This window comes from Streptomyces sp. NBC_01314, from assembly GCF_041435215.1.
In the GTDB taxonomy this organism is placed as follows: Bacteria; Actinomycetota; Actinomycetes; order Streptomycetales; family Streptomycetaceae; genus Streptomyces.
This window is the reverse complement of sequence record NZ_CP108394.1, coordinates 1808748-1831236: the sequence shown is the minus strand read 5'-3', so window position 1 is coordinate 1831236 and position 22489 is coordinate 1808748. Positions and strand designations below refer to the sequence as shown.

The 22489-nt window shown below is 71.5% G+C and carries 20 protein-coding genes and 1 pseudogene; 14 read left to right on the top strand and 7 right to left on the bottom strand.

Going from position 1 to position 22489, the window contains the following annotated elements; genetic code table 11:
* Positions 1 to 213 precede the first annotated feature (213 nt).
* The 4 genes from OG622_RS08155 to OG622_RS08140 form a co-directional block, all read right to left on the bottom strand.
* Positions 214 to 1173 carry a GNAT family N-acetyltransferase gene (locus OG622_RS08155; RefSeq protein ID WP_371574403.1) on the bottom strand — a complete coding sequence of 320 codons (960 nt, stop codon included), beginning with the start codon at positions 1171 to 1173 and terminating at the stop codon, positions 214 to 216.
* Between the two features lie 471 nt (positions 1174 to 1644).
* Positions 1645 to 2412 (bottom strand): FAD:protein FMN transferase, encoded by a 768-nt coding sequence (locus OG622_RS08150; protein ID WP_371574401.1) that lies wholly within the window; start codon positions 2410 to 2412, stop codon positions 1645 to 1647.
* A gap of 4 nt (positions 2413 to 2416) precedes the next feature.
* Positions 2417 to 3172: an FMN-binding protein gene (locus OG622_RS08145; protein ID WP_371574400.1), complete on the bottom strand. Its 756-nt coding sequence runs from the start codon at positions 3170 to 3172 to the stop codon at positions 2417 to 2419.
* Positions 3173 to 3199: 27 nt separating this feature from the next.
* On the bottom strand, positions 3200 to 4543 hold the full coding sequence (locus OG622_RS08140; protein WP_371574399.1) for a ferric reductase-like transmembrane domain-containing protein: 1344 nt from the start codon (positions 4541 to 4543) through the stop codon (positions 3200 to 3202).
* A 148-nt stretch (positions 4544 to 4691) separates the two neighbouring features.
* Between OG622_RS08140 and OG622_RS08135 the strand changes: the two genes are divergently transcribed.
* The 3 genes and pseudogenes from OG622_RS08135 to OG622_RS08125 all read left to right on the top strand — a co-directional run.
* The gene (locus tag OG622_RS08135; protein ID WP_371574397.1) at positions 4692 to 5381 is read left to right on the top strand and encodes a response regulator transcription factor; all 690 of its coding nucleotides are present in this window, start codon (positions 4692 to 4694) and stop codon (positions 5379 to 5381) included.
* Positions 5378 to 6832: a sensor histidine kinase gene (locus OG622_RS08130; protein ID WP_371574395.1), complete on the top strand. Its 1455-nt coding sequence runs from the start codon at positions 5378 to 5380 to the stop codon at positions 6830 to 6832. The genes OG622_RS08135 and OG622_RS08130 overlap by 4 nt, the downstream gene beginning before the upstream one ends.
* Positions 6833 to 6953: 121 nt before the next feature.
* Positions 6954 to 7052: pseudogene (locus tag OG622_RS08125) on the top strand (DNA-binding response regulator); the annotation flags it as partial.
* Positions 7053 to 7122: 70 nt separating this feature from the next.
* On the opposite strand, the gene OG622_RS08120 reads toward OG622_RS08125, so the two are convergent.
* Both OG622_RS08120 and OG622_RS08115 read right to left on the bottom strand, forming a co-directional pair.
* Positions 7123 to 8181 (bottom strand): zinc-binding dehydrogenase, encoded by a 1059-nt coding sequence (locus OG622_RS08120; RefSeq protein ID WP_371574394.1) that lies wholly within the window; start codon positions 8179 to 8181, stop codon positions 7123 to 7125.
* A gap of 140 nt (positions 8182 to 8321) precedes the next feature.
* The gene (locus tag OG622_RS08115) at positions 8322 to 9089 is read right to left on the bottom strand and encodes an SDR family NAD(P)-dependent oxidoreductase (protein WP_371574391.1); all 768 of its coding nucleotides are present in this window, start codon (positions 9087 to 9089) and stop codon (positions 8322 to 8324) included.
* Positions 9090 to 9431: 342 nt separating this feature from the next.
* On the opposite strand from OG622_RS08115, the gene OG622_RS08110 reads away from it, so the two are divergent.
* The 7 genes from OG622_RS08110 to OG622_RS08080 all read left to right on the top strand — a co-directional run bounded on the left by OG622_RS08110 (position 9432) and on the right by OG622_RS08080 (position 18023).
* The gene (locus tag OG622_RS08110) at positions 9432 to 9953 is read left to right on the top strand and encodes a MarR family winged helix-turn-helix transcriptional regulator (protein ID WP_371584031.1); all 522 of its coding nucleotides are present in this window, start codon (positions 9432 to 9434) and stop codon (positions 9951 to 9953) included.
* A 480-nt stretch (positions 9954 to 10433) separates the two neighbouring features.
* A complete protein-coding gene (locus OG622_RS08105; protein ID WP_371584030.1) occupies positions 10434 to 11156 on the top strand; it encodes a response regulator transcription factor in 723 nt (240 codons plus the stop codon).
* Positions 11157 to 11517: 361 nt separating this feature from the next.
* Positions 11518 to 12762, top strand: a complete 1245-nt coding sequence (locus OG622_RS08100; RefSeq protein ID WP_371574390.1) for a cytochrome P450 — start codon at positions 11518 to 11520, stop codon at positions 12760 to 12762.
* A gap of 35 nt (positions 12763 to 12797) precedes the next feature.
* Complete coding sequence (locus OG622_RS08095; protein WP_371574388.1) at positions 12798 to 12995, top strand: ferredoxin; 198 nt, start codon at positions 12798 to 12800, stop codon at positions 12993 to 12995.
* A complete protein-coding gene (locus OG622_RS08090; protein WP_371574386.1) occupies positions 12992 to 14239 on the top strand; it encodes an NAD(P)/FAD-dependent oxidoreductase in 1248 nt (415 codons plus the stop codon). Before OG622_RS08095 ends, OG622_RS08090 begins: the two co-directional genes overlap by 4 nt.
* 179 nt (positions 14240 to 14418) lie before the next feature.
* On the top strand, positions 14419 to 16251 hold the full coding sequence (locus OG622_RS08085; RefSeq protein ID WP_371574385.1) for a flavin-containing monooxygenase: 1833 nt from the start codon (positions 14419 to 14421) through the stop codon (positions 16249 to 16251).
* A 17-nt stretch (positions 16252 to 16268) separates the two neighbouring features.
* Positions 16269 to 18023 carry a hypothetical protein gene (locus OG622_RS08080; RefSeq protein ID WP_371574384.1) on the top strand — a complete coding sequence of 585 codons (1755 nt, stop codon included), beginning with the start codon at positions 16269 to 16271 and terminating at the stop codon, positions 18021 to 18023.
* Here OG622_RS08080 and OG622_RS08075 read toward each other — a convergent pair.
* Positions 18008 to 18910, bottom strand: coding sequence for a LysR family transcriptional regulator (locus OG622_RS08075; protein WP_371574383.1), 903 nt, complete (start codon positions 18908 to 18910; stop codon positions 18008 to 18010). The two genes, OG622_RS08080 and OG622_RS08075, sit on opposite strands and share 16 nt — an antisense overlap.
* A gap of 68 nt (positions 18911 to 18978) precedes the next feature.
* Here OG622_RS08075 and OG622_RS08070 point away from each other — a divergent pair, with 68 nt between their 5' ends.
* The 4 genes from OG622_RS08070 (at position 18979) to OG622_RS08055 (ending at position 22475) form a co-directional block, all read left to right on the top strand.
* Entirely contained in the window at positions 18979 to 19917 is a 939-nt protein-coding gene (locus OG622_RS08070; protein WP_371574381.1) for a DMT family transporter, read from the top strand.
* A gap of 222 nt (positions 19918 to 20139) precedes the next feature.
* Positions 20140 to 20790, top strand: a complete 651-nt coding sequence (locus tag OG622_RS08065; protein ID WP_371574380.1) for a GntR family transcriptional regulator — start codon at positions 20140 to 20142, stop codon at positions 20788 to 20790.
* A gap of 219 nt (positions 20791 to 21009) precedes the next feature.
* Positions 21010 to 21765 (top strand): PIG-L deacetylase family protein, encoded by a 756-nt coding sequence (locus OG622_RS08060; RefSeq protein ID WP_371574378.1) that lies wholly within the window; start codon positions 21010 to 21012, stop codon positions 21763 to 21765.
* Positions 21765 to 22475: a 4-carboxy-4-hydroxy-2-oxoadipate aldolase/oxaloacetate decarboxylase gene (locus OG622_RS08055; protein WP_371574376.1), complete on the top strand. Its 711-nt coding sequence runs from the start codon at positions 21765 to 21767 to the stop codon at positions 22473 to 22475. The genes OG622_RS08060 and OG622_RS08055 overlap by 1 nt, the downstream gene beginning before the upstream one ends.
* Positions 22476 to 22489: the final 14 nt, after the last annotated feature.

Sequence of the window (22489 nt, the reverse complement as noted above, 5' to 3'; positions counted from 1 at the left end):
GGTGGCGAAGGCAAGGGGAAGGCAAGGAGGAAGGGGGTCGAGAAGGGGCGGGAGCCCTCGCCCCGGGCTTCCCGCTGTTTCGACCGTGTGACGTCGTGTTGCGAGAGTGTCAATCGGCGTGTGGTGAGGCGTCAAGAGCTTTCGAACAATGTCCGGCAGGTCGAACGCAAAGGCCCCGTTCTCCGTGGAGAACGGGGCCTTTGCGCGCTGTGTCTACTTGACGGGGCGTATCAGTTCCCAGGTGTCGACCGCGAAGTCCAGCTTCATGCCGTGCCGTTCGTAGAGGGCGAGGGCGCCGGTGCTGTTGTCCGTGTCGACGCCGAGGCCGATGCGGTCGCGGCCCAGTGCCGCGTAGTGACCGAAGGTGTGGCCGAGCAGCAGGCTGCCGAGGCCGCGGCCGCGGGCCTCGCGCAGGACGCCGAGGGCGGTGATCCAGGCCATGGAGGAACGGTTGTTGCGCGACTGCAGGGCCGCGACGTCACCGAGACCGTCGACGTGCGCGATCCAGATCAGCGACCAGTCGACCCGCTCGGCGTCGATGTCGTCCAGCCACTGCTCGTACGTGCGCGGCTGGAAGTCGAAGTGGTCGGCGAAGGCCGTCTGCAGCAGGGCGTGGGCCCGCCTGCGGTCCGGCTCGGCGGTACAGGTGCGCAGGGTGACACCGGGCGGGGGCGTCGGCAGCGGCTCGGCGGGGGACAGGGGGCGGGCCATGACGTTGTAACGGCGGACCGTGCGCCAGCCGCGCCCGCGCAAAGCGTCCAGGTCCATCGTGGGCGCGATGTTGAGGTGCATGTGCACCACGGCCCGGTCCGCCCCGTTGGCCGCCGCGCGCTCCGTCGCCCGGGCCTCCATCAGGTCGAACAGGTGCAGGGCGCCGAGCGGTTGGTCCGGCAGCGTGTAGTGGTCCATGTCGATGCGCTCGCCGCCGGACTCGTCCCACTGCAGCCCGTACGCCAGCAGCCGGTCCCCGTCGAACAGCAGCCAGGAGTCACGCTCCAGGTCCGCATCCGGATGCCTCAGATCGGCCTGCACCTCGCCCAGCTCGGTCTCGGCGCGGCCGACCTCCAGCACGTCGATCTCGTTGAGCAGCGCGCACACCGCCTCCGCGTCGTCGAGCGTCGCCGGGCGCACGGTCAGGCCGGGCGGCAGCGGGGTGGTGTGCGTCGTCGTCATGGGGCCACTGTCGGGGGACGGGGGTGGGGTCCGCAACGGGATTTCGGGGGCGTGGGTGCGGCGGGGCGGGGTGCGCGGGCACCCGGTGGCCTCGGCCGGGCGGGGGACGGGGGCGCGTACCGACGCTGACAGGGGGCCGCCGCGCTCACCTTCCCCCTACCCTCCCCCCACTGTCGGCTTCGCCCGAGCGGGAGGCGCCCCGATCGCCCCATTGCTCCATCGCCCCAGCGGCACGATGGCCCGCAGCCGTGTGGGCGGAGGAGCTGCGTGGGCGTGTGGGCTGAGCGGGCGTGTGGGCTCCCCAAGGCGTGTGGGCGTGCGGGCTTCCTGGGCGGGGGCGCGCCGGCCTTCCCGGGCAGGGGGCCTCGGAGGGGCGAAGCCCTCTTGAGGGGCGCGGGGAACTGCGCGATCAGCCACGTACCCACGCGCAGCCGTCGAACCACCCCGCACCCCCGAGTCACCGGGCGCCTCTCACACCGCCACCGGCAACCCCCGCGTCCGGAAGACCCGCTGGTCCGCGTCGACCGCGAAGATCTCGCAGCCCTCCCGGGACGCGGCCCACTCGATGCCCTCCGTGCCCATCGCGAAGGCCGCCGTGGCCGTCGCGTCGGCCTCGGTGAGGGAAGGGGCCACGACCGTGAGGCTCAGCAGGCCCGTCGCGGGGCGGCCCGTGCGGCCGTCGAGGATGTGGTCGCCGCGCTCGTAGCGGGCGGAGGTGGCGACCGCCCCGTCCGTGAGGGACAGGACCGTGCACAGGCGGTCGGCCCGCTCGGGGTGCCGTACGCCCACCCGCCACGGACCACCGGTCGCGGCCACGTCACCACCCGCGTTGAGGCACAGTTTCGGCGCGCCGAGGTCCGTCAGCAGCTGGGCGGCCCGCTGCACGGCCCACCCCTTCACCATCGCGCAGGGATCGAGCCCACGCCCCGGCAGCCGTACGTCGAACGCGCCTCCCGTCGCCACCCGGTACTCCTCGCAGAGGGCCAGCACCTCGGCCAGGTCCGGGCTGACCTCGTCCGGTGCCAGCTCACCCCGGTCCAGCCGCGATACCTCGCTGTCGGCGCGGAACGGGCTGAACCGGGCGTCGACCTGGCGCAGCCAGTCGAACGCCGGCTCCGTGGCCTCGGCGGTCAGCGCCCCGTTCCCGCCGTCGTTCCCGCCGTCGTTCCCGACGCCGTTCCCGCCGTCCTCGACGAGCAGCGAGATCGGGAAGCCCATGATGTGTTCGACGCGGCGCACCGGATCAGGCCTTCGCGTCGATCGCGGCCTGGAGGGACTCCCGGTAGCCGTCGCTGGTGATGGTGGCGCCGGAGACCGTGTCGATGTCGGCGCTCTGCGCCGCCAGGGTCTCCTTGATGAGTACCGGGACGGCCGCCTCGGTCTGCGGGTGGTTCGGCTGCTTCAGCATCTCCACGACGGTGATCTTGTCGCCCTCGAAGGTCACCTGGACCTGGACGTCACCCTTGGAGGTGCCGACCGTCGAGCCCGCCACGGTCCGGCTCGCGCTCTCCTGCGACGTTTCCGAGTTCTCCGCGTTCTCCGCGTTCTCCGCGTTCCCCGCGGCGGACTCGGCGGACTCTGCGGCAGAGGAGGAGGCCGACTTGTCGTTCTCGTCGATCGTGGCCTGGAGGGACTCCCGGTAGCCGTCGCTGGTGAGGGTGGCGCCCGAGACCGTGTCGATGTCGGCGCTCTGCGCTTCGAGGGTCTCCTCGATCAGCACCGGGACGGCCGCCTCGGTCTGCGGATGGTCCGGCTGCTGGAGCATCTTGACGGCGGTGATCTTCTCGCCCCGGAAGGTCGCCTGGACCTGGACGGGGCCTTTCTCGGTGTCGACCGTCGTGCCCGTGACGACGTTGGAGCCCGCCGCGCCGGACGCGGAGGCCGACGGCGTCGACTCGGCGGTCGTCGTCGTGGACGTCGTGTCGGTGGAAGGGGCGTATCGCCAGACGGGGACCAGCGCGGCGGCGCTCAGGACCAGGGCGGGTATGACTCGTTTCACAGTGCTTTCCTCGTGTCCCGGTGTCCCTCAGCCGGCCAGGCTGAAGCGTTCGAAGTGGATCTGCGGCTTGGGCACGTCCAGCTCGCGCAGGCTGCCCAGGACCGCGTTCATCATCGGCGGCGGCCCGCACAGGAACACATCCCGGTCGGTGATGTCCGGCACCATGCGCCGCAACTCGCGCGGCGCCAGCAGGTCGGGGTTGGCGGGGCCGGAGACCAGGTGCAGCTCGGCGCCCTTGTCGAAGGCGAGCTGCTGGAGCTCGTTGTAGAGGACGGCGTCCTGCTGCGCGGCCACCCGGTAGATGACCACGGCGTGCCCCTCGATCTCCTCCAGCAGGGCCCGGATGGGGGTGACACCGACGCCACCGGCGATGAGCACGGACTCCGGCCGGGTGCGGTGCATCGCGGTGAAGGCGCCGTACGGGCCCTCGGCGAAGACGCGGGTGCCGACCTTCACGTGCCGCAGGGCGGCGGAGCCCGCGCCGGCCGCCTTCGCGGTCAGCCGCAGCTGCGTGCCGTCGGGCGCGGCCGACAGCGAGAACGGGTTGGCCTGCCACCAGCGGTCCCGGGTCAGGAAGCGCCACAGGAAGAACTGGCCGGCCCGCGCGGGCATCCGGTCCAGGTCACGACCGCTCATGTAGATCGAGACGACGTTGTCGGCCTCGGGGACGACCGCCGTGACGCGGAGCTGGTGGCGCCAGTTGCGCCACAGCGGCAGCACCAGCCGGCCCACGAACACCGAACCCAGGGCCACTCCCCACAGCACGTACCAGTACGCCGTCGCGGTCTCGGACGAGGCGAACGACGTACCCGCCGCGACCTGGTGCGTGAAGGCCAGCACCACCGCGACGTAGGTGTACAGGTGGATGAAGTGCCAGGTCTCGTAGGCCAGCCTGCGCCGGGCGAAACGGGCCGAGACGACACCGATCGCGATGATGATGCCGAGCGCGACGATCGCGCGCAGCACGCCCTCGACGGTCTCGGCGAGGTCGACCAGCTGGCTGAGCGGGTCCATGTCCGAGGACTGGGCGTAGCCGAAGCTGATGAACACGACGTGCGCGACCAGCAGCCACAGCACCGAGAACCCGGTCCAGCGGTGCCAGGAGGTCAGCCGGTCCATGCCGATCCGCCGGTCGAACCACGGCAGTCGGGCCACCAGCAACAGCTGAACGGCCATCAGGAGCGCGCCGAACAGGCCGGTCAGGCGGCCCAGCACGATGAGGGCGTTCGAGGCGAAGCCGGCCTGCACGAAGAAGAAGGTCACCACCGCCACGTTCGCCGCCAGCACCGTGTACAGACCGGTGCGGGCGACCACTTTGGGGCGCGCTCCCGAGCGGCTGACCGCCGCGGGGGGTTGTTGGAGTGTGGTCACGGGGAGAGCTCCTTGATCGGGTGGGGGATACGAGCTTCGCCGTTGAGTGCTGTCGTTTTCCTGTCGGACAACTTTCAAGTTTTTATCGATCTGCTGCCAACCCGTGAGCGGCTATGGCGCGATGCGATCGGTAGCGCACTATGAGGACGTGGAAAAAGTGCGACTTCTCGTAGTGGACGACGACCCGCCGATCGCTGACCTGGTGGCGACCGTCGCCCGCTACGAGGGCTGGGACGCGGTGACGGCGCACTCCGGTGAGGAGGCGCTCAGGCAGGCGGCCGCGTTCCATCCCGACATCGTGGTCCTGGACCTGATGCTGCCGGGCGTGGACGGCTTCGGCGTGCTCGACCGGCTGCGCCAGTCCGGCACGATGGTGCCCGTGGTGTTCCTGACCGCCCGTGACGGCGTCGCCGACCGGGTCGCCGGCCTCACCCGCGGCGGCGACGACTACCTGGTCAAGCCCTTCGCCGTGGAGGAGTTGATGGCCCGGCTGCGCACCGTGCTGCGCCGCAGCGCCGGGCCCGCCTTCCAGCGGTCCGTGCTCCAGGTCGCGGACCTGACGATGGACGAGGACACCCGCGAGGTCCGCCGCGGCGACAGACTCCTCACCCTCACCCCCACCGAGTACGAGGTCCTGCGCTATCTCATGCGCAAGTCCCCGACCGTCCTCACCAAGGCGCAGATCCTCGACCACGTCTGGGAGTACGGCTTCGGGGGCCGCTCCAACGTCGTCGAGCTGGTCGTCAGCCGGCTGCGCCGCAAGCTCGAAGACACCGGTGAACCCCTCATCCACACCGTCCGGGGATTCGGCTACGTGCTGCGACAGGCCACCGAGTGATCGCCCGCCTCAGACAGAGCTACCGCGGTATGCGCCTCGGCACCCGGCTGGCCCTCGGCCTCGGCGCCCTGGCGCTCGTCGTCTTCGCCGTCGTCGGCAACGCCCTGACCATGTACATGCGCGACTACCTCTCCGCGCAGCTCAACGAGCAGCTGAAAATGGCCCAGATCGCCCAGTCCAAGAGCATCGCGGACTACGGCACGCTCCAGGGCAAGAAGTACTACCGCTGGTACTACGCGGTCTACGACACCTCGGGCGGCACCCCGGTGCTCCGCAAGCCCGAGGACCCCGCCGACGTCCCCAAGGACATCGACGACTTCACCCTCGTGGCCAAGGCGCTGACCGTCGAGGGCACCGAGGTCACCCGCACCGAGCACCTCAGGGGCCAGGGCCAGTACCGGCTGCGGGCCTGCGAGGTCGAGCCCGGAGTGGTCCTCGTCAGCGCCGCGCCCATGGACGACATCGACGACACCGTGACCCGGCTGATCACGGTCCAGGTCGTCACCTTCGCCCTCGCCCTGATGGCGCTCGTGGTGTTCGGCCGGGCCATGCTGCGGCGCGGTCTGAAACCGCTGAGCGACATGGCGCACACCGCCCGCGGCATCACCTCGCACGACCTGACGGACTCGGCGCGGCTGCCGGTCCGCCACGACAACCGCGACGGCGGCTTCGAGGTCGAGGAGCTGCGCACCGCCTTCAACACCATGCTGGAGCACATCGACGACGCGCTCGCCGTCCGCACCGAGGCCGAACAGCGGCTGCGCCGCTTCGTCGCCGACGCCTCGCACGAACTGCGCACGCCCCTGATGTCCGTACGCGGCTACGCCGACCTCTTCCAGTACGCCGCCGCCCACAGTCCCGAGGAACGCGACAAGCACCTGGCCCGGCTGCGCGCCGAGGCCGCCCGCATGGGCTACCTGCTGGACGACCTGCTGATGCTCGCCCGCCTCGACGCCGCCGACGTGGAGACCCCGCTGCGGCTGGAGGAGGCCGACCTGGTGCAGCTGGCGCTCCAGGCGGCGGACGCCTTCCGCGCGGGCCACCCCGGCCACCCGCTGACCGTGTCGACCGGCTCCGCCCCCGTACCGCTGCGCCTGGACCCCCTGCGCCTGCGCCAGGTCCTCGACAACCTCCTCACGAACGCCGCCGTGCACACCCCGCGCGGCACGAAGGTCCATCTGGAGGTGTCCTTCGAGTCCGACACCGCCGAGGTGCGGATCACCGACTCCGGCCCCGGCATCCCGGCCGACGACCAGGAGCGTGTCTTCGACCGTTTCTACCGTGTCGACAAGGCCCGCAGCCGCGACCGGGGCGGCAGCGGCCTGGGCCTCGCCGTCGCCCGCTCCCTGGTCCGTGCCCACGGCGGCACCATCATCCTGACCGGCGAACCTGGCACGACGACGTTCACGGTGCGCCTGCCGTTGGGCAGGAGCGGGGCGCCCGAGGGGTAGGGAGTGGGGGCGGCATGGCGGTGGTGGCCGGCCGGTCGACCCGGCCGCGGCACGAGGGGCGGGGGCAGGCGCGGAACGGGGTCGTGCCACCGGTCGCCGCAGCGGATCGGCCACTACGGGCAAGTACATCGGCAACGTCTTCCTGAAGCTCGGCCTGGCGACCAGCGACAGCGGCCACCGCAGGGTGCAGGCCGTGCTGGCCTACCTGAACAACAAGTAGCCCGGCCACGCACGGCGGCACGGCGAGGAGCCCGCCACCGGCGACAACCGGCGGGCGGGCCCCGCGCGCGTCAGACCGTGCCGTCCTGCCCGTCGAAGGTCACGACCACCTTCTCCGCCGCCCCCGGCGTCAGCGCCAGCTCGAAGGCCCGGTCCACCTCGGCGGCGGGCACCCGGTGACTGATGAGCTTGGCGAAGCGCTCGTGGTGCTCGACGATCTCGGGGGTGACCTCGAAGATCTCGGTGGGGTAGCCCTGGGAGGCGATCAGGGTCAACTCGCTGCGGAGCATGCCGCCGAGGTCGATCTCCGAGCCCTTCTTCTGCACGGCGACCATGACGAGCTTCGCGCCCCACTTGGCCGAGCCCACCACGGTGTTGAACACGGCAGGAACACCTGCCGCGTCGATGAAGATGTCCGTGCCGGGCCGGGGCTGGCCGAGCGCGTTGGCGGCCTGGCCGTGCAACTCGGTCAGCCGTGCGGCGACATCCTCCCGGGCGGAGTCGATGACGGCGTCCGCGCCCACGGCCAGTGCCTTCTCCAGCCGGGAGGGGATGACGTCGGCGACGACCACGTGCCGTACACCGCGCAGCTTCAGCCAGATCGCCGCGCCGAGACCGATGGGCCCCGCACCGAAGACGACGACCTTGTCGTCCGGCCCCGCCTCGGAACGGTTGACGCAGTGCCGGGCCACGGCCATGGGCTCGTTGAGGGAGGCGATGTCGAAGGGCACGGTGTCGGGGAAGACGGCCACGCCCTTGCCGACCTCGGCGTTCTCGATCAGCAGGTACTCACTCATCCCGCCGTACCTGCCACCGCAGCCGATGATGCCGGTCGGCGCGTCCTGTGGGTTGACGACCACCCGGTCCCCGACGGCGAGTCCGGTGACCTCGGCGCCGACCTCGACGACCTCACCGGCCGGCTCGTGGCCGAGCGGCACCGGCACCATCTCACCGCCCTGGTGACCACGGGCGGGCATGCCTCCCATGTGCAGGAAGGTGACGTCGGTGCCGCAGATGCCGCAGGCGCGGACGCGGACGAGCACGTCCTTGGGACCGGGCACGGGGCGCTCGACGTCCACGACCTCGACCTTGCCGACACCAGCGGTCCGGACGGACTTCATCGTCGCCATGGGGAGACTCGCTTTCTGGAAGAACCTGGAAGAACTGGGGGAGGGGTGGGCATGCGGAGAGAGGTGTTGCCGGTCGGGCCCGGCCCCGGACGGATTCCGGGAACCATGACCCGACCGGGGTCAGTCGTCGGCCTGGGCCGTCAGACGGCGGCCCAGGCGTCGTCCACCGGCAGGACCACGCCGTTGACGAAGGCGGCGGCGTCGGAGGCGAGGAAGAGGATCGCGTCGGCCTGCTCCTCGGCCGTGCCGAGCCGGCCGATGTTGGCGCGGATCAGCCCGCCGATGACCGCGGGCCCGTGGGCCTGCTGGTCGGCGTCGACCTGGATGTTGGTCATCGTGGGCCCGGGGGCTATCGCGTTGGCCCGGATGCCCTGCTTGCGGTACATCACCGACAGGCTCTTCACCAGGCCGACGACACCGTGCTTCGACGCGGTGTAGGCGGCACCGGCCGCGCTGCCGCGCAGTCCGGCCTCGGAGGCGGTGAAGACGATCGCGCCGCGCTCCGCCTTCAGCATGTGCGGCAGGGCGGCCCGGGTGAGCAGGAACGGCGCGGTCAGGTTGACCCGGATGACCCGCTCCCACTCGGCGTCGGCGACGTCCGCGAGGGCCGACATCCGGTCCATGATCCCTGCGTTGTTCACCAGGGCGTCCAGGCCGCCGAAGGCCTCCACGGCACGCGTGACGACCTCGTCCACGACCGCCTGGTCGCTGAGGTCGCCGACGACCGCGACAGCGGTGCCGCCGGCCGTCTCGATCGCCTTGATGGTCTCCTCGGCGGTCTCCTGGTCGAGGTCGGCGACCAGGACCTTCGCGCCCGCCGCGGCGAACTTCAGGGCCGCGGCCCGGCCGATGCCGGAACCGGCACCCGTGACGACGACACTGCGGCCGTCGAGACCGTTACTGCTCATGAACTGTTCCTCTTTCGTCGGGTGGGCCGGTCGCCGGGCGGAGGATGTCCGCCAGGACCGGCCCACGATCAGTGGTCCGGTGGCTCATGGGTGCGCCCCGAGGGAGTGCAGGACCGCGTCGGCCATGCCGCGCTCACCTCATCGGCGCGGCCTGTCTTCCGTCTGGGTTGGTCCCGTGCGGGGGCGGGGGCGGGCGGTGCGGTGTTCGTTCGGCCGGGGGAGGTGATCGGCTGCCCGGCTCGTCTTGCTTGAGTTAGGCAAGCGTATATGACTTACTTGAGTCAAGCAATCGAGGCGATTGAATTGCTTGAGTTAGGCAACGAGGAGAGTAGGGTGATGTCCATGTCCCCATCGCCGCCGACGGCCGGTCCCACTTCCCCGGAAGTGATCGAGATCGAACGGGCTCTGGCACGGATCACCTATCTGAGTACCAGTGTCCGCCGGCACGAGCGGCTGATGGCCCTCGCCGGAGTACCGCTGGACCGGGCTGCCGTGGCACTGCTCCGACAGGTCGCCGACTCCGAGCCGTTGCGCCCGGGGGAGCTGGCGGGCCGACTCGATGTCGAGGCCTCCCATGTCACCCGCCAGGTACAGCAGTTGGAGAAGTCCGGCTACGTCACCCGCGTCGCCGATCCCGGCAACCGCCGCGCCCTGCGCGTCCGCCTCACCCCCGGCGGCCAACAGGCCATCGACCGCATCCGCGAAGCCGGCGCGGTCGGCATGCGTCTGGCCCTCGCCGACTGGCCCCCCGACCACATCCGCCAACTCGCCACGCTCTTCCAGCGGATGGCCGAGGTGTTCCGCACCCACGCCCTGGACGAGAAACAGGGCCGTGGCGAGCGCCCCCCGGATGCCGCCGGCTGAGGGCGAGGCAGGGCCGAAGGGGCAAGTCCCGGCTTCGGCCGTCCCGTTGGGAGGGGCGCGGAACGGGTGGGGGCGGGGCGCAAGGAGGAGGTCGCCGTCGAGCAGGTGCTCATGGAGCGAACCGGGGGACGAGGAGTGCGGAGGCGCGAGTGGGAGGCGAGGGGCGCGGAGTGCGAATCGCGGCGGACCCGGAGAACCCGAACCCGCCACGACGGCGAGAAGCCGCCCCGGGGCGGAAGGGGCCATGCCGGTGCGTGGCGGCCCGTCGCGCACGGCGGCCCGGAGGACGGTTCCCCGCCCACCCCCGAGCAATAGGCCACCAAACCGACGGGCTCTCCGCACCGGCATGGTCCCGACCCACACCCCGGGCCACGCGCGCCCCAACAGGGGCGCGGGGAACCGCGAGAACAACCACACGCCACACGCATCCGCATCCGCATCCGCCACAACGAAAAGAGCCCTACGCGAATGGCCTTGACCATGTACGGCAGTGCCAGCGAAAAACCGTCGCTCCCCCGGGGTGCGGGCCAGCACGTCCTGGTCGTGGTGCACGATCCGGACACCGCCGAATTACTCTCCACCACGCTGGAGTTGGCGGGATACCGCATTCACACGACGGAGTCGGGAACGGACGCGGTGGCACGCCTCACCGAGCAGCGCTTCGACCTGGTCGTGCTCGACCTGGCACTGCCGGACCTGGAGGACCTGGGGAGGGAGCGCCGCCCCGTGGCCCACCGCCCACCCGTGCTGTTCCTGACGCAGTACGACTCCCTCGGCAAGCTTGTCCCGGAAGTCGGCCTCGGAGAGCAGGACTACGTCACCAAGCCCTTCCGCATCGCCGAGGTCCTGGCCCGCGCCCAGGTCCTGCTGCGCGGCCGAAATCCCGTCCGGCGGGACAGCGAACTGTCGTACGGCGACCTGGTCCTGGACGACCCCGCCTGTCAGGCCCTGCGCGCGGGCCGGGCGTTGAACCTCACCCCGGCGGAGTACCGGCTGCTGCGCTACCTCTTGGTCAACGCCCACAAGGTGCTGTCGAAGGAGCAGATCGGCCGCTACGTGTGGGGCGACTTCCACGGCGACAACGCCATCGAGCAGTTGGTCTCCCGCCTCCGCCGCAAGGTGGACCGCGAGGTCCCCCCGTTGATCCACACCCGCCGGGGCTTCGGCTACTGGCTCGGCAGATCCGGTGACCAGGAATACTGAGCGTAGTTTCCGTGGGCACTCCGAGAAGCAAATATGTCCGGAACGCATCGGAGCGCGTGGCCCCCGTGAGGCTGCCGGAAGGGTGGCGCCAGACTGCTCTGGCGCCACCCGTCTCCGTCTCCGCAGCCCTGGCCCCGGACATTCCATGGACAGCAACTCATGCCCGGTGGAAGCTGGTTGTGGCCGAATCTTCGCCCCACGCGACTGGCCATCACGCCCCGGACTGTGATCCGGGTCACGTCAGCTTTCTGTCAGGTGACTGACCGGCAGCCGTCAGACCGATCTGTTTGCATGTGCTCATCGAGGCCCTCGAAGCATCCCCCGGCGCTCCCCCCGGAGCCCCCACCACCGAGGAGAGACCATGGCCGACACACTGACCGACGCCGCGTCCGGCACGAGCGGACAGTGCCCCGAGTACCCGATGCCCAGGGCGACGGGCTGCCCGCTCGCACCGCCGCCCGCCGCGGCGGAGCTGCGCGGCGGTGACCAGCCGATCACCAAGGTGCGGATCTGGAACGGCAGCACCCCGTGGCTGATCACCCGCCACGCCGACCAGCGGACCCTGCTCACGGACCCGCGCGTCAGCAACGACGACCACGAGCCGGACTTCCCCCATGTCAACGCCCACCGGGCGGCCATCGCCCCGCACACCCCGAAGCTCATCACCAACACGGACGCGCCCGAGCACACCCGGCTGCGCCGCTCGGTCAACGCGCCGTTCCTGGTGAAGCGGATCGAGGCGATGCGCCCGGCCGTGCAGAAGATCGTCGACGACCTGATCGACGCCATGCTGGCCGGCCCCAACCCGGCCGACCTGCTGACCGCTCTGGCCCTGCCCGTTCCGTCGCTGGTCATCGCCGAGCTGCTCGGAGTGCCGTACAGGGACCACGAGTTCTTCCAGGAGAACAGCAACCGTGTCCTCGACAGCTCCCTCTCGCCGGAGGAGGCGGGCCTGGCCGGCCGTGCTCTGGGCCAGTACCTGGACACGCTGTTCCGGGAGAAGCTCGCCGAGCCGGCCGACGACGTGCTGTCGGAGATGGCCGGCCGGGTCAAGAGCGGCGAGATGGCGCACGAAGAGGCCGTCAACATGGGCGTCGCCATGCTGATCGCCGGGCACGAGACCACCGCCACGATGATCAGCCTCGGGACCCTCGCCCTGTTCGAGCACCCCGACCAGCTCGCGGTGTTGCGCGAGACCGACGACCCGAAGGTCATCAACGGCGCCGTCGACGAACTGCTGCGCTACCTCTCCATCGTCCAGACGGGCCTGCGCCGCGTGGCCAAGGACGACATCGAGATCGGCGGCCAGGTCATCCGCAAGGGCGACGGCATCCTCTTCGACCTCCAGACCGCCAACTGGGACCCGAACGCATTCCCCGAGGCCGAGCGACTGGACCTGAGCCGCCCCGCCCGCCAGCACAACGCGTTCGGATACGGCCCCCACCAGTGCCTGGGCCAGAACCTGGCCCGTCTGGAGCTCCAGGTCGTCTACGGCACGCTCTACAAGCGCATCCCCACCCTGAGCCCCGCCGCCCCGGTCGAACAGTTGGCGTTCAACCACACCGGGACCGCGTACGGCGTGAAGTGCCTGCCCGTGACCTGGTGACACCCCCACAAGTACCGAGAACTGAGGAGCAACCCATGCGTGTGGAACTCGACGAGCCCAAGTGTGTGGCCTCCGGCCAGTGTGTGATGGCCTCTCCCGAGGTGTTCGACCAGCGGGACGACGACGGCGTCGCGATCCTGCTGGAGGAGCACCCCGCCGACGACCTCATGGACGGCGTACGGGAGGCCATCGCGGTCTGCCCCGCCGCCGCGATCCGACTGGTGGACCAGTGAGGCGGATCCTCGTCGTGGGCGCCTCGGCCGCCGGACTCGCGGCGGCCGAGACGCTGCGCCGCGAGGGCTACGACGGCACGCTCACCCTCGTCGGCGACGAACCCCACGCCCCGTACGACCGGCCCCCGCTGTCCAAGCAGCTCCTCGCGGCGGAGTGGGACACCGACCGGCTGACCCTGCGCACCCCGGCCCACCTCGACGGGCTCGACCTGGACCTGCGTCTCGGGGTCGCCGCGACCGGTCTCGACCTGAGAGAACGTCAGGTGCGGCTCGCCGACGGCGATTCGGTGCCGTACGACGGGCTGGTCATCGCCACCGGCGTACGGCCGCGGCGGCTGCCCGGTGAGGGCGCGCATGTGCTGCGTACGCTGGGCGACGCCCTGTCACTGCGGGAGCGGCTGACACCGGGGACGCGGCTGGTCGTGGTCGGAGCCGGGTTCCTCGGCGCGGAGGCCGCGGCCGTCGCCTGGCGGCTCGGTGCGAAGGTCACTCTTCTCGAACCGGCGCCGGTGCCGCTGGCGCACGCGGTCGGCGGGCAGGTCGGCGCGGTGCTGTCCCGGGCCCATCTCGAACACGGGGTGGACCTGCGTACCGGCGTCACCGTCACCGAAGTCACCGCGGGCGGGGTGCGGCTCGCGGACGGCGGGACGGTCGAGGCCGACGAGGTGCTGGTCGCCGTCGGTTCGCTGCCCAACACCGAGTGGCTGGCGGACAGCGGCCTTGCTGTCGGCGACGGCGTGCTGTGCGACGAGTACTGCGAGGCTGCCTGGGGGTCCCCCCGGCCGGAGGCTGGGGGAGTATACGCGGCCGGTGATGTCGCCCGCTGGTACAACCCGCTGTTCGGCACCTCGATGCGCGTCGAGCACCGTACGAACGCCGGCGAGCAGGGCATGGCGGTCGCCCGCAACCTGCTCGGGCGCGAGGCGCGCAAGCCGTTCGCGCCGGTGCCGTACTTCTGGTCCGACCAGTACGACATGAAGGTTCAGGCCTACGGCCATCTGCGCGGCCACGACGAGGTCGCCGTCGTCGACGGGGACCTGGCCGAACGCCGGTTCGTGGCTGTCTACCGCACCGGCGACCGGATCACCGGCGCCCTCGCGGTCGGTATGCCGCCCAAGGCGATCCGGCAGTGGCGGCAGGCCATCGCGTCGGGTGCGCTGTGGCACGAGGCGATATCCGACGACACAGCGACTGTGCGGGAGTCGGCCGACCATGATGGAACAGCGACCCGACCGGTCGCGTGACATGGCCACCGCCACCGCCACCCACCGGCGGCATGGGCGTGGCGGTTCGGCCTGACACCACGGCGCGGCACTGCAGCGCACCACCGCACCACCTGCAACTCCGCGCCACCCACAACTCCGCACCAACCACAACTGCACATCTCCACAACAGACGTATCAGGACCGCAGAGAGGACACCGATGTCCACCCCCCACACTCCGCCCGGCCCCATGTCCCCCGACCCGCAGGAGCTGGGCTTCGATCCCGAAGCGCTCCGCGCCCGGTACCGGGCCGAGCGTGAACGCCGGATCCGGCCGGACGGCGGCGCGCAGTACCAGCGCATCGCCGGTGAGTTCGTCTCCTACGACGACGACCCCTACGCCGACCAGGAGTTCACCCGCGAACCGCTGCACGACCGGGTCGAGGCGGTCGTCGTCGGTGGCGGCTTCGGCGGCCTGCTGGCCGCGGCCCGGCTGCGGCAGGCGGGCGTCGAGTCGATCCGGGTGATCGAGAAGGGCGGCGACTTCGGCGGCACCTGGTACTGGAACCGCTATCCCGGCATCCACTGCGACATCGAGTCGTACATCTATCTGCCGCTGCTCGAAGAGCTGGGCTACGTCCCGAAGTGGAAGTACGCGCCGGGCGAGGAGATCCGGCAGCACACCCGGGCCATCGGCCGCCACTTCGACCTCTACCGGGACGCGGCCTTCCGGACCGTCGCCACCGAACTGCGCTGGGACGAGACCGAGTTGGAGTGGACCGTCTCCACCGACCGCGGCGACAGCATCCGCGCCCGCTATGTCGTCGTCTCCAGCGGCACGCTCAGCCAGCCCAAACTCCCCGGCATCCCCGGCATCGAGACCTTCAAGGGCCACACCTTCCACACCAGCCGCTGGGACTACGACTACACCGGCGGCGACGCGAACGGCGGCCTCACCGGGCTCGCCGACAAGCGGGTGGCCGTCATCGGCACCGGCGCCACCGCCATCCAGGTCGTCCCTCACCTCGGGGCCGACGCGGCGCACGTGTACGTCTTCCAGCGCACCCCTTCGACGGTCGACGTACGCGGCAACGGGCCCACCGACCCGGAGTGGGCGAAGACGCTCACCCCCGGCTGGCAGCGGCAGCGTATGGACAACTTCCTCAAGACCGTCACCGGCGTCCGGGCCGGCACGGACCTGGTGAACGACGGCTGGACCAGCAGCGCCCGCCTCCAGGAGAAGCTCATCCCGACCGACGCCTACGCGGACGTACCGGCCGCCGAGCGCGAACGGGCATACGAAATCGCCGACTTCCAGAAGATGAACGAGCTGCGCGACCGCGTGGCGACGATCGTCGAGGACCCGGAGACCGCCGACAAGCTGAAGCCCTGGTACCGCTACATGTGCAAGCGGCCCACCTTCAGCGACCACTACCTGCAGACCTTCAACCGGCCCAACGTCACCCTCGTGGACACGGCCGACACCCACGGCGTCGAGCGGATCACCGACAAGGCCGTCGTGGTCGGCGGGATCGAGTACGAGGTGGACTGCGTCATCTTCGCCACCGGCTTCGAGGTCGGTGTCTCGGGGCTGCTCTCCGGGCGGCTCCCGGCGTACGGCCGGGACGGCGTCGGTCTGCTGGAGACCTGGATGACGGCCGGCCCGAAGACCCTCCACGGCTTCTACAGCCACGGATTCCCCAACCTCTTCCAGCTCGGCCCCATGCAGAACGCCAGCGCCGTCAACTACGTCCACATCCTCGACCAGCAGTCGCTCCACGTCGGCGAGGTCGTCGCCGAGGCCCGCAGGCGCCGCGCCCGGTACGTCGAGCCGACCGCCGAGGCAGAGGCCGCCTGGGTCGCCACGATCCGCGAGAAGGCCGCCGACCTCCACGGGTTCCAGGCGGAGTGCACCCCCGGCTACTACAACAACGAGGGCCGGCCCAGGAAGCGCAGCGAGTCGTACGGCGACGGACCGGTCGCCTTCCACGAACTGCTCCGCCACTGGCGCTCCGACGGCGGCATGGACGACGTGCTCGTCGGCGCCGAGTGAGAAGGGCGGGAGAGGACATGACCGCTGAGACGACCGCCTCGGAAGAGGGCACGGCGGCCCGGTCCAACCGGTACGACGAGACCGGCGAACTCCGTACCAGCAGCACCCGTTGGCAGGCACGGCGCCTCAACCCGCCCAACCCGCTGTGGGGTTCGAACGGGGTCGCGTTCGGCCCCGACGGGCGGCTGTACGTGGCGCAGTTCCTCGCCGGGCAGATCAGCGCCGTCGACCCGGCGTCCGGGGACGTCGACGTCGTCGTCCCGATGGACAGCCCGGTGCAGTCGCCGGACGACCTCGCCTTCGGCGCCGACGGCTCGATGTACATAACCGACCTGGTGCCGGGCCGGGTGTGGCGGCGGAGCCCGGCGGGGGAGTACAGCCTCGTCACCGACGACGTGACCAACCCCAACGGCATCACGTGTATCGGGGACCGGCTCTTCATCAACGAGATGAAGCCCGACGGCCGTCTGATGGAGCTGTTCCCGGACGGCGGCGACCCGGTGGTGCTCACCGCCGGCCTGGCCCTCGGCAACGCGATGCAGCGCGGCCCGGACGGCCACATCTACTACCCGCACATGATCACCGGGCAGGTCTGGCGCATCCCGCCGGACGGCGGGACGCCCGAGGTGGTCGCCGAGGACGTGCACGAGCCGGTCGCGGTCCGCTTCGACCAGGGTGGTGTCCTGCACGTCGTCTCCCGGGGCGTCGAGGGCATCGTCACCCGCATCGACCTGCACGGCGGCGGTACCCGCACGCTCGTCACCAGCGGTCTGAAGGGCCTGGACAACGCGGCGTTCGACGCCGAGAACCGCATGTTCGTCTCCAGCTTCGCCAGCGGCGGCGTCACCGAGCTGCTGCCCGACGGCCGCATCCGCGAGATCGTGCGCCGCGGCCTCGACGGCCCCTACGGCGTGACGATCGACCTCGGCGGTACGGTCTACGCCGCCGACCACTACCGGCTGGCGAGCCCGGCGGCCACCGACGAGGGCGAGCCGGTCGGCGCGTCTTTGGAGGCGGGGCCCGGAGGTGTGCGGACCCACCTCCTGATGCCGTTCGCCCACGGCATCACCTCCGACGGCCAACTGCTGCACTACACCTCGCAGTTCGGCATGGTGCAGACGTACGACACCGTGAGCGGGGCGGTCCGGGAGCGGGCACGGGGGCTGAACCGGCCCATCGGCATCGCGGTCGGAACGGACGGCTCGCTCGTGGTGGCCGAGACGGGCGCGGGCCGGGTCGTGGCCATCGGGGACGAGGACGACTCCGGCTCCGGCTCCGATTCCGACTCCGATTCCGGCTCCGGATCCGGGACCGGATCTGTGACCGTGCTCGCCGACGGCCTCGACCGGCCCACGGACGTGGCCTTCGACGCGGAGGGCCGCCTCTACGTCAGCGAGGAACGGCTCGGGACGGTGCTCCGCATCGAGGCGGACGGCAGGACGGCCCTCGTCGCGGACGGGCTCGGCGCCCCCCAGGGGCTGGCGGTCCTGGGCGAGGAGCTGTTCGTGGTGGAGACCGGGCAGCGCAGGCTTCGCGCGCTCTCCCTCACCACGGGGGAGAGCCGGATCGACGCGGAGGACCTGCCGGTCGGGCCGCCCCCGGGTGTCGTCCCCCGCACCGAACCGGCCCTGTTCGCGGACATCATGCCCGGCATGGCCCGCCGTTTCGCGGGCCTCGCGGCCGCCCCGGACGGGACCCTCCTCCTGTCGGCCAACGGCGAGGGCACCGTGCTGCGGCTGACGCCGAGGGCGGGGGCTCAGTCGGAGCGGTAGAGCTCCGACAGCAGTTCGATGGCGGTCGGGGTGGCGGAATGCGGGTCGTCCCGCCACCAGACGAGCCGCACGGCGATCGGCTCGGCGTCGCGGACCGGCCGGTAGACGACACCGGGCCGCCGGTACTGGTTGGCGGTGGACTCCGGGGTCACCCCGATGGCGCGGCCCGTCGCGATCGTGGTCAGCCACTCGTCGACGTCGCGCGACGTCTCGGTCGCCGGACGGGAGCCGGGCGGCCACAGGTCGGTCGTGGTCGTGCCGGTCCGGCGGTCGACCAGCAGGGTGTGCCCGCTCAGGTCGGCGAGCCGCACCGACCGGCGGCGGGCCAGCGGATCGTCGCTCGCCATCGCGCACAGCCGACGTTCCAGCCCGACGATCGCCGAGTCGAACCGGCGGTCGCCCACCGCCCGCCGGACCACCGCGAGATCGCAGGAGCCCTCCGCCAGCCCGGCCGTCGGCGAGTTGGCCCGCACGAACTGCAGATCCGTCGCCGGATGCGCGCCACGCCAGCGGCGCTGGAACGTCAGCGTGTGCCGGCCGAACACCGACCAGGCGTACCCGATCCGCAGTCGCATCTGGCCCGAGGTCGCGTCCCGCACCAGGTCGTCCACCTCGCCGAGCACCCGCCGCGCGTGCGCCACCACCCGCAGGCCGGTCGGTGTGGGCGTCACCTCGCGGGAGGTCCGCCGCAACAGCCGTACGCCCAGGGTCCGTTCGAGCGAGGCCAGGGTGCGGGACACCGCCGCCTGGGAGACGCCGAGCGCGATGGCCGCGTCGGTGAAGGTGCCCTCCTCGACGATCGCGAGGAGACAGCGCAAATGTCGCAGCTCCACATCCCTGACGGCCGGGTCCGGGTCGTCGCCCCGCTGCTGCCGCGTCCCATCCATGACTCCAGCGTATAGATCGGGACACGGATGCATTTTGGGCATCGGTCGTCCGGGCGCACGATCGACTCATGGACACCGTCGCGGCCTCCGCCCCCGCCTCCTCCGGTACGGTCCCCGCATCCCCCGCCCCCACCCCGGCCTCGGCAACGGTTCAGGCCCCCGCTTCCGGGGCGGGTGGGGAGCGCCTGGCCGGGGTCCTCACCATGCTGGGCTGCGGGGTGTCCAACCAGGTCGGGGCCGCGCTGGGTTCGCTGGCCTTCCCGGTGCTCGGGCCGGCCGGGGTCGTCGCGATCCGGCAGTACGTCGCCGCGATCGTCCTCGTGGCCGTCGGGCGGCCCCGGCTGCGGTCCTTCACCGCGCGGCAGTGGCGGCCCGTGGTGCTGCTGGCGCTGGTGTTCGGGACGATGAACCTGTCGCTGTACACGGCCATCGACCGCATCGGTCTCGGGCTCGCGGTGACCCTGGAGTTCCTCGGCCCGCTCGCCATCGCCCTGGCCGGCTCGCGCCGCCGGGTGGACGCGTGCTGCGCGCTGATCGCCGCCCTCGGCGTGATCACCCTGATGCGTCCGCGGCCCTCCGCCGACTACCTCGGCATGGGCCTCGGTCTCCTCGCCGCCGTCTGCTGGGCGTCGTACATCCTCCTCAACCGCACGGTCGGCCGCCGGATCCCCGGCGCGCAGGGTTCCGCGGCCGCCGCCGGGCTCTCCGCCCTGGCCTTCCTGCCGGTCGGCGTCATCGTGGTCGTCCGCCAGCCGCCCACCGCCGGCGCCGTCGGCTACGCGATCGCCGCCGGGGTCCTCGCCTCGGCCGTGCCGTACCTCGCGGACGTGTTCACCCTGCGCCGCGTGCCGGCCCAGGTCTTCGGGCTCTTCATGAGCGTCAACCCCGTCCTGGCCGCCCTGGCCGGCTGGATCATGCTCGGGCAGGGCCTCGGCCGGGTGGAGTGGGCGGCGATCGGCGCGGTGGTGGCGGCGAACGCGCTGAGCATGTGCGTGCCCCGCCAGTGACGCAGGGGTACGCCGCCAGTGACGCAGGCGTGCCGCGCCACTGACGCACCCGGACCCGGCCGGTCCACCCCGAGCGTCCACCACGGTCCGGAGCACCCCTCAGCCGTGATCCTGCCGGGTGCGCGTCACCCGGGAACAGTGCGAACTCAGTGAGAACAAAATTGTTGACAATTCTGTTGGCCTGGATTTACGTTCGAAAGGCACTCACTCAGGGAGGGCGCAATGCAGGAGGAAGCCCGTCCGGGCACCGGAGAGCAGGCCAAACAGCTTGCGTTGGCGAAGCTGCGGCAGGCGATCCTGCACGGCGAGATGGCACCGGCCCAGCGGCTGGTGGAGAACGAACTCGCCGAGCAGTTCGGTGTGACACGGGCCAGCATCCGCGCGGCACTGATCGATCTTGAGGCCGAAGGGCTGGTCGAGCGGATCCGTAACCGGGGCTCGCGGGTGCGGGTGGTGAGCGTGGAGGAAGCGGTCGCCATCAGCGAGTGCCGCATGGCCCTGGAGGGGCTGTGCGCGGCGAAGGCGGCCACCGTGGCCACCGACGACGAGCTGGCCGAACTGGCCGACATCGGCACGGCGATGACCAAGGCCGTGGCCGACGGCGAGCCGGTGACGTACTCCGAGCTGAACCAGCGACTGCACGCCCGCATCCGGGAGATCTCCGGTCAGCAGGTGGCGGTGGAGCTGCTGGAACGGCTCAACGCCCAGCTGGTGCGCCACCGTTTCCGGCTCGCGCTGCGGCCGGGACGGCCCCAGCACTCCCTGGGCGAACACCTGGCCATGATCGAGACGATCACGGCGAGGGACCCGCGAGCGGCCGAGGAGGCCGTCCGCGCCCACCTCACGAGTGTGATCACCGCGCTGCGTGAATAGCCGCGCCGCGCACGACGCTCCGGCCTGTCCGGTCCGTCCACCACGGCGAGTGAGCCGAAGGGGCGCGCCTGTGCGGGGAGTCGATGGGGCGCCTCCCGCCCGAGCGAAGTCGAGAGTGGGGGAGCGCAAAGGCCCGAAGGGTCGAGCGTGATCGGGCTCCCGACACGGGCTCCGGCGCCCCGAAGGTGAACCGAGTCTCAAAAGGGAGTGAGCCGACACATGACCGACGGCACGGCACCCGCCGCCGCCCCACCACGATCGACACTCGTCATCACCGCGCACGCGGGGGACTTCGTGTGGCGGGCCGGCGGCGCCATGGCCCTGGCGGCCTCGCGCGGCGAGAAGGTCACCGTCGCCTGCCTGACCTTCGGTGAGCGCGGCGAGTCCGCGAAGGCCTGGCGCGAGGGCCGGCAGCTCGACGAGATCAAGGCGATCCGCCGGGCGGAGGCCGAGAAGGCCGCCGCCGTCCTCGGCGCCGGGATCGTCTTCTTCGACGCCGGCGACTACCCGCTGCTCGGCACCCCCGAACTCACCGACCGGCTGGTCGCCGTCTACCGCGCGGCCCAGCCGGACGTCGTCCTCACCCACCCGCTGGAGGACCCCTACAACGGGGACCACCCGGCCGCCGCCCGCATGGCCCTGGACGCCCGGGTGCTCGCGCAGGCCATCGGCTACCCCTCCGAGGGCGAGATCATCGGTGCCCCGCCCGTGTTCTTCTTCGAGCCGCACCAGCCCGAGATGTGCGGCTTCAAGCCCGAGGTCCTCCTCGACATCACCGAGGTCTGGGAGACCAAGCGCAAGGCCATGGAGTGCCTGGGCGCCCAGCGGCACCTGTGGGACTACTACACCGACCTCGCCGTACGCCGTGGCGTCCAGCTCAAGCGCAACGCGGGCCCCAACCTGGGCCTCGCCCACCGGACCATGGCCGAGGCGTACATGCGCCCCTACCCGCAGGTCACGGGGGTGCTGGACTGATGGGCGGCGTGATCGTCACCAACCCGCCGAAGGCGGACGCCGAGGCCGTCGAGGCGATCGGCCGGTACGGCGTCGCCACCGTCCACGAGGCGATGGGCCGCACAGGCCTGCTCGGCACCCGCCTCCGCCCCGTCCAGCAGGACACCCGGATCGTCGGCACCGCCGTCACGGTCCTCTCCTGGCCCGGCGACAACCTCATGATCCACGCCGCCGTCGAGCAGTGCGGCGAGGGTGACATCCTCGTCGTCACCACCACCTCGCCGTCCACCGACGGCATGTTCGGCGAGCTGTTCGCCACCGCGCTCAGGCGGCGGGGCGTACGAGGCCTGGTCATCGACGCGGGCATCCGCGACACCGCCGAACTGCGCGCGATGGACTTCCCCGCCTGGGCCGCCGCCGTCAGTGCACAGGGCACCGTCAAGGCCACCGGCGGTTCCGTCAACGTCCCCGTGGTCATCGGCGGTGAGATCGTCCGCCCCGGTGACGTGATTCTCGCCGACGACGACGGCGTGGTCGTCGTCCCCCGCGAGCGGGCCCGGCGTACGGCCGAGGCCTCCGAGGCCCGCGAGCGGAAGGAGGCCGCCTCCCGTGCAGCCTTCCGAGACGGCCAACTCGGCCTGGACCGCTACGGGTTGAGGGAGACCCTCGTCCGGCTCGGGGTGACCTACCGGTCCTACGAGGAGTACGCGGACGAGGGCGCGGACTCGTGAGGTCGTACGCGACG

Excerpts from the sequence above, each read along its gene's own strand:
- OG622_RS08055 (WP_371574376.1), top strand. The coding sequence starts at position 21,765 with ATGGGCGGCGTGATCGTCACCAACCCGCCGAAGGCGGACGCCGAGGCC.
- OG622_RS08075 (WP_371574383.1), bottom strand. The coding sequence starts at position 18,910 with ATGGATGGGACGCGGCAGCAGCGGGGCGACGACCCGGACCCGGCCGTC.
- OG622_RS08120 (WP_371574394.1), bottom strand. The coding sequence starts at position 8,181 with ATGGCGACGATGAAGTCCGTCCGGACCGCTGGTGTCGGCAAGGTCGAG.
- OG622_RS08105 (WP_371584030.1), top strand. The coding sequence starts at position 10,434 with ATGTACGGCAGTGCCAGCGAAAAACCGTCGCTCCCCCGGGGTGCGGGC.
- OG622_RS08070 (WP_371574381.1), top strand. The coding sequence starts at position 18,979 with ATGGACACCGTCGCGGCCTCCGCCCCCGCCTCCTCCGGTACGGTCCCC.
- OG622_RS08115 (WP_371574391.1), bottom strand. The coding sequence starts at position 9,089 with ATGAGCAGTAACGGTCTCGACGGCCGCAGTGTCGTCGTCACGGGTGCC.
- OG622_RS08095 (WP_371574388.1), top strand. The coding sequence starts at position 12,798 with ATGCGTGTGGAACTCGACGAGCCCAAGTGTGTGGCCTCCGGCCAGTGT.
- OG622_RS08060 (WP_371574378.1), top strand. The coding sequence starts at position 21,010 with ATGACCGACGGCACGGCACCCGCCGCCGCCCCACCACGATCGACACTC.
- OG622_RS08100 (WP_371574390.1), top strand. The coding sequence starts at position 11,518 with ATGGCCGACACACTGACCGACGCCGCGTCCGGCACGAGCGGACAGTGC.
- OG622_RS08080 (WP_371574384.1), top strand. The coding sequence starts at position 16,269 with ATGACCGCTGAGACGACCGCCTCGGAAGAGGGCACGGCGGCCCGGTCC.
- OG622_RS08085 (WP_371574385.1), top strand. The coding sequence starts at position 14,419 with ATGTCCACCCCCCACACTCCGCCCGGCCCCATGTCCCCCGACCCGCAG.
- OG622_RS08110 (WP_371584031.1), top strand. The coding sequence starts at position 9,432 with ATGTCCCCATCGCCGCCGACGGCCGGTCCCACTTCCCCGGAAGTGATC.
- OG622_RS08155 (WP_371574403.1), bottom strand. The coding sequence starts at position 1,173 with ATGACGACGACGCACACCACCCCGCTGCCGCCCGGCCTGACCGTGCGC.
- OG622_RS08065 (WP_371574380.1), top strand. The coding sequence starts at position 20,140 with ATGCAGGAGGAAGCCCGTCCGGGCACCGGAGAGCAGGCCAAACAGCTT.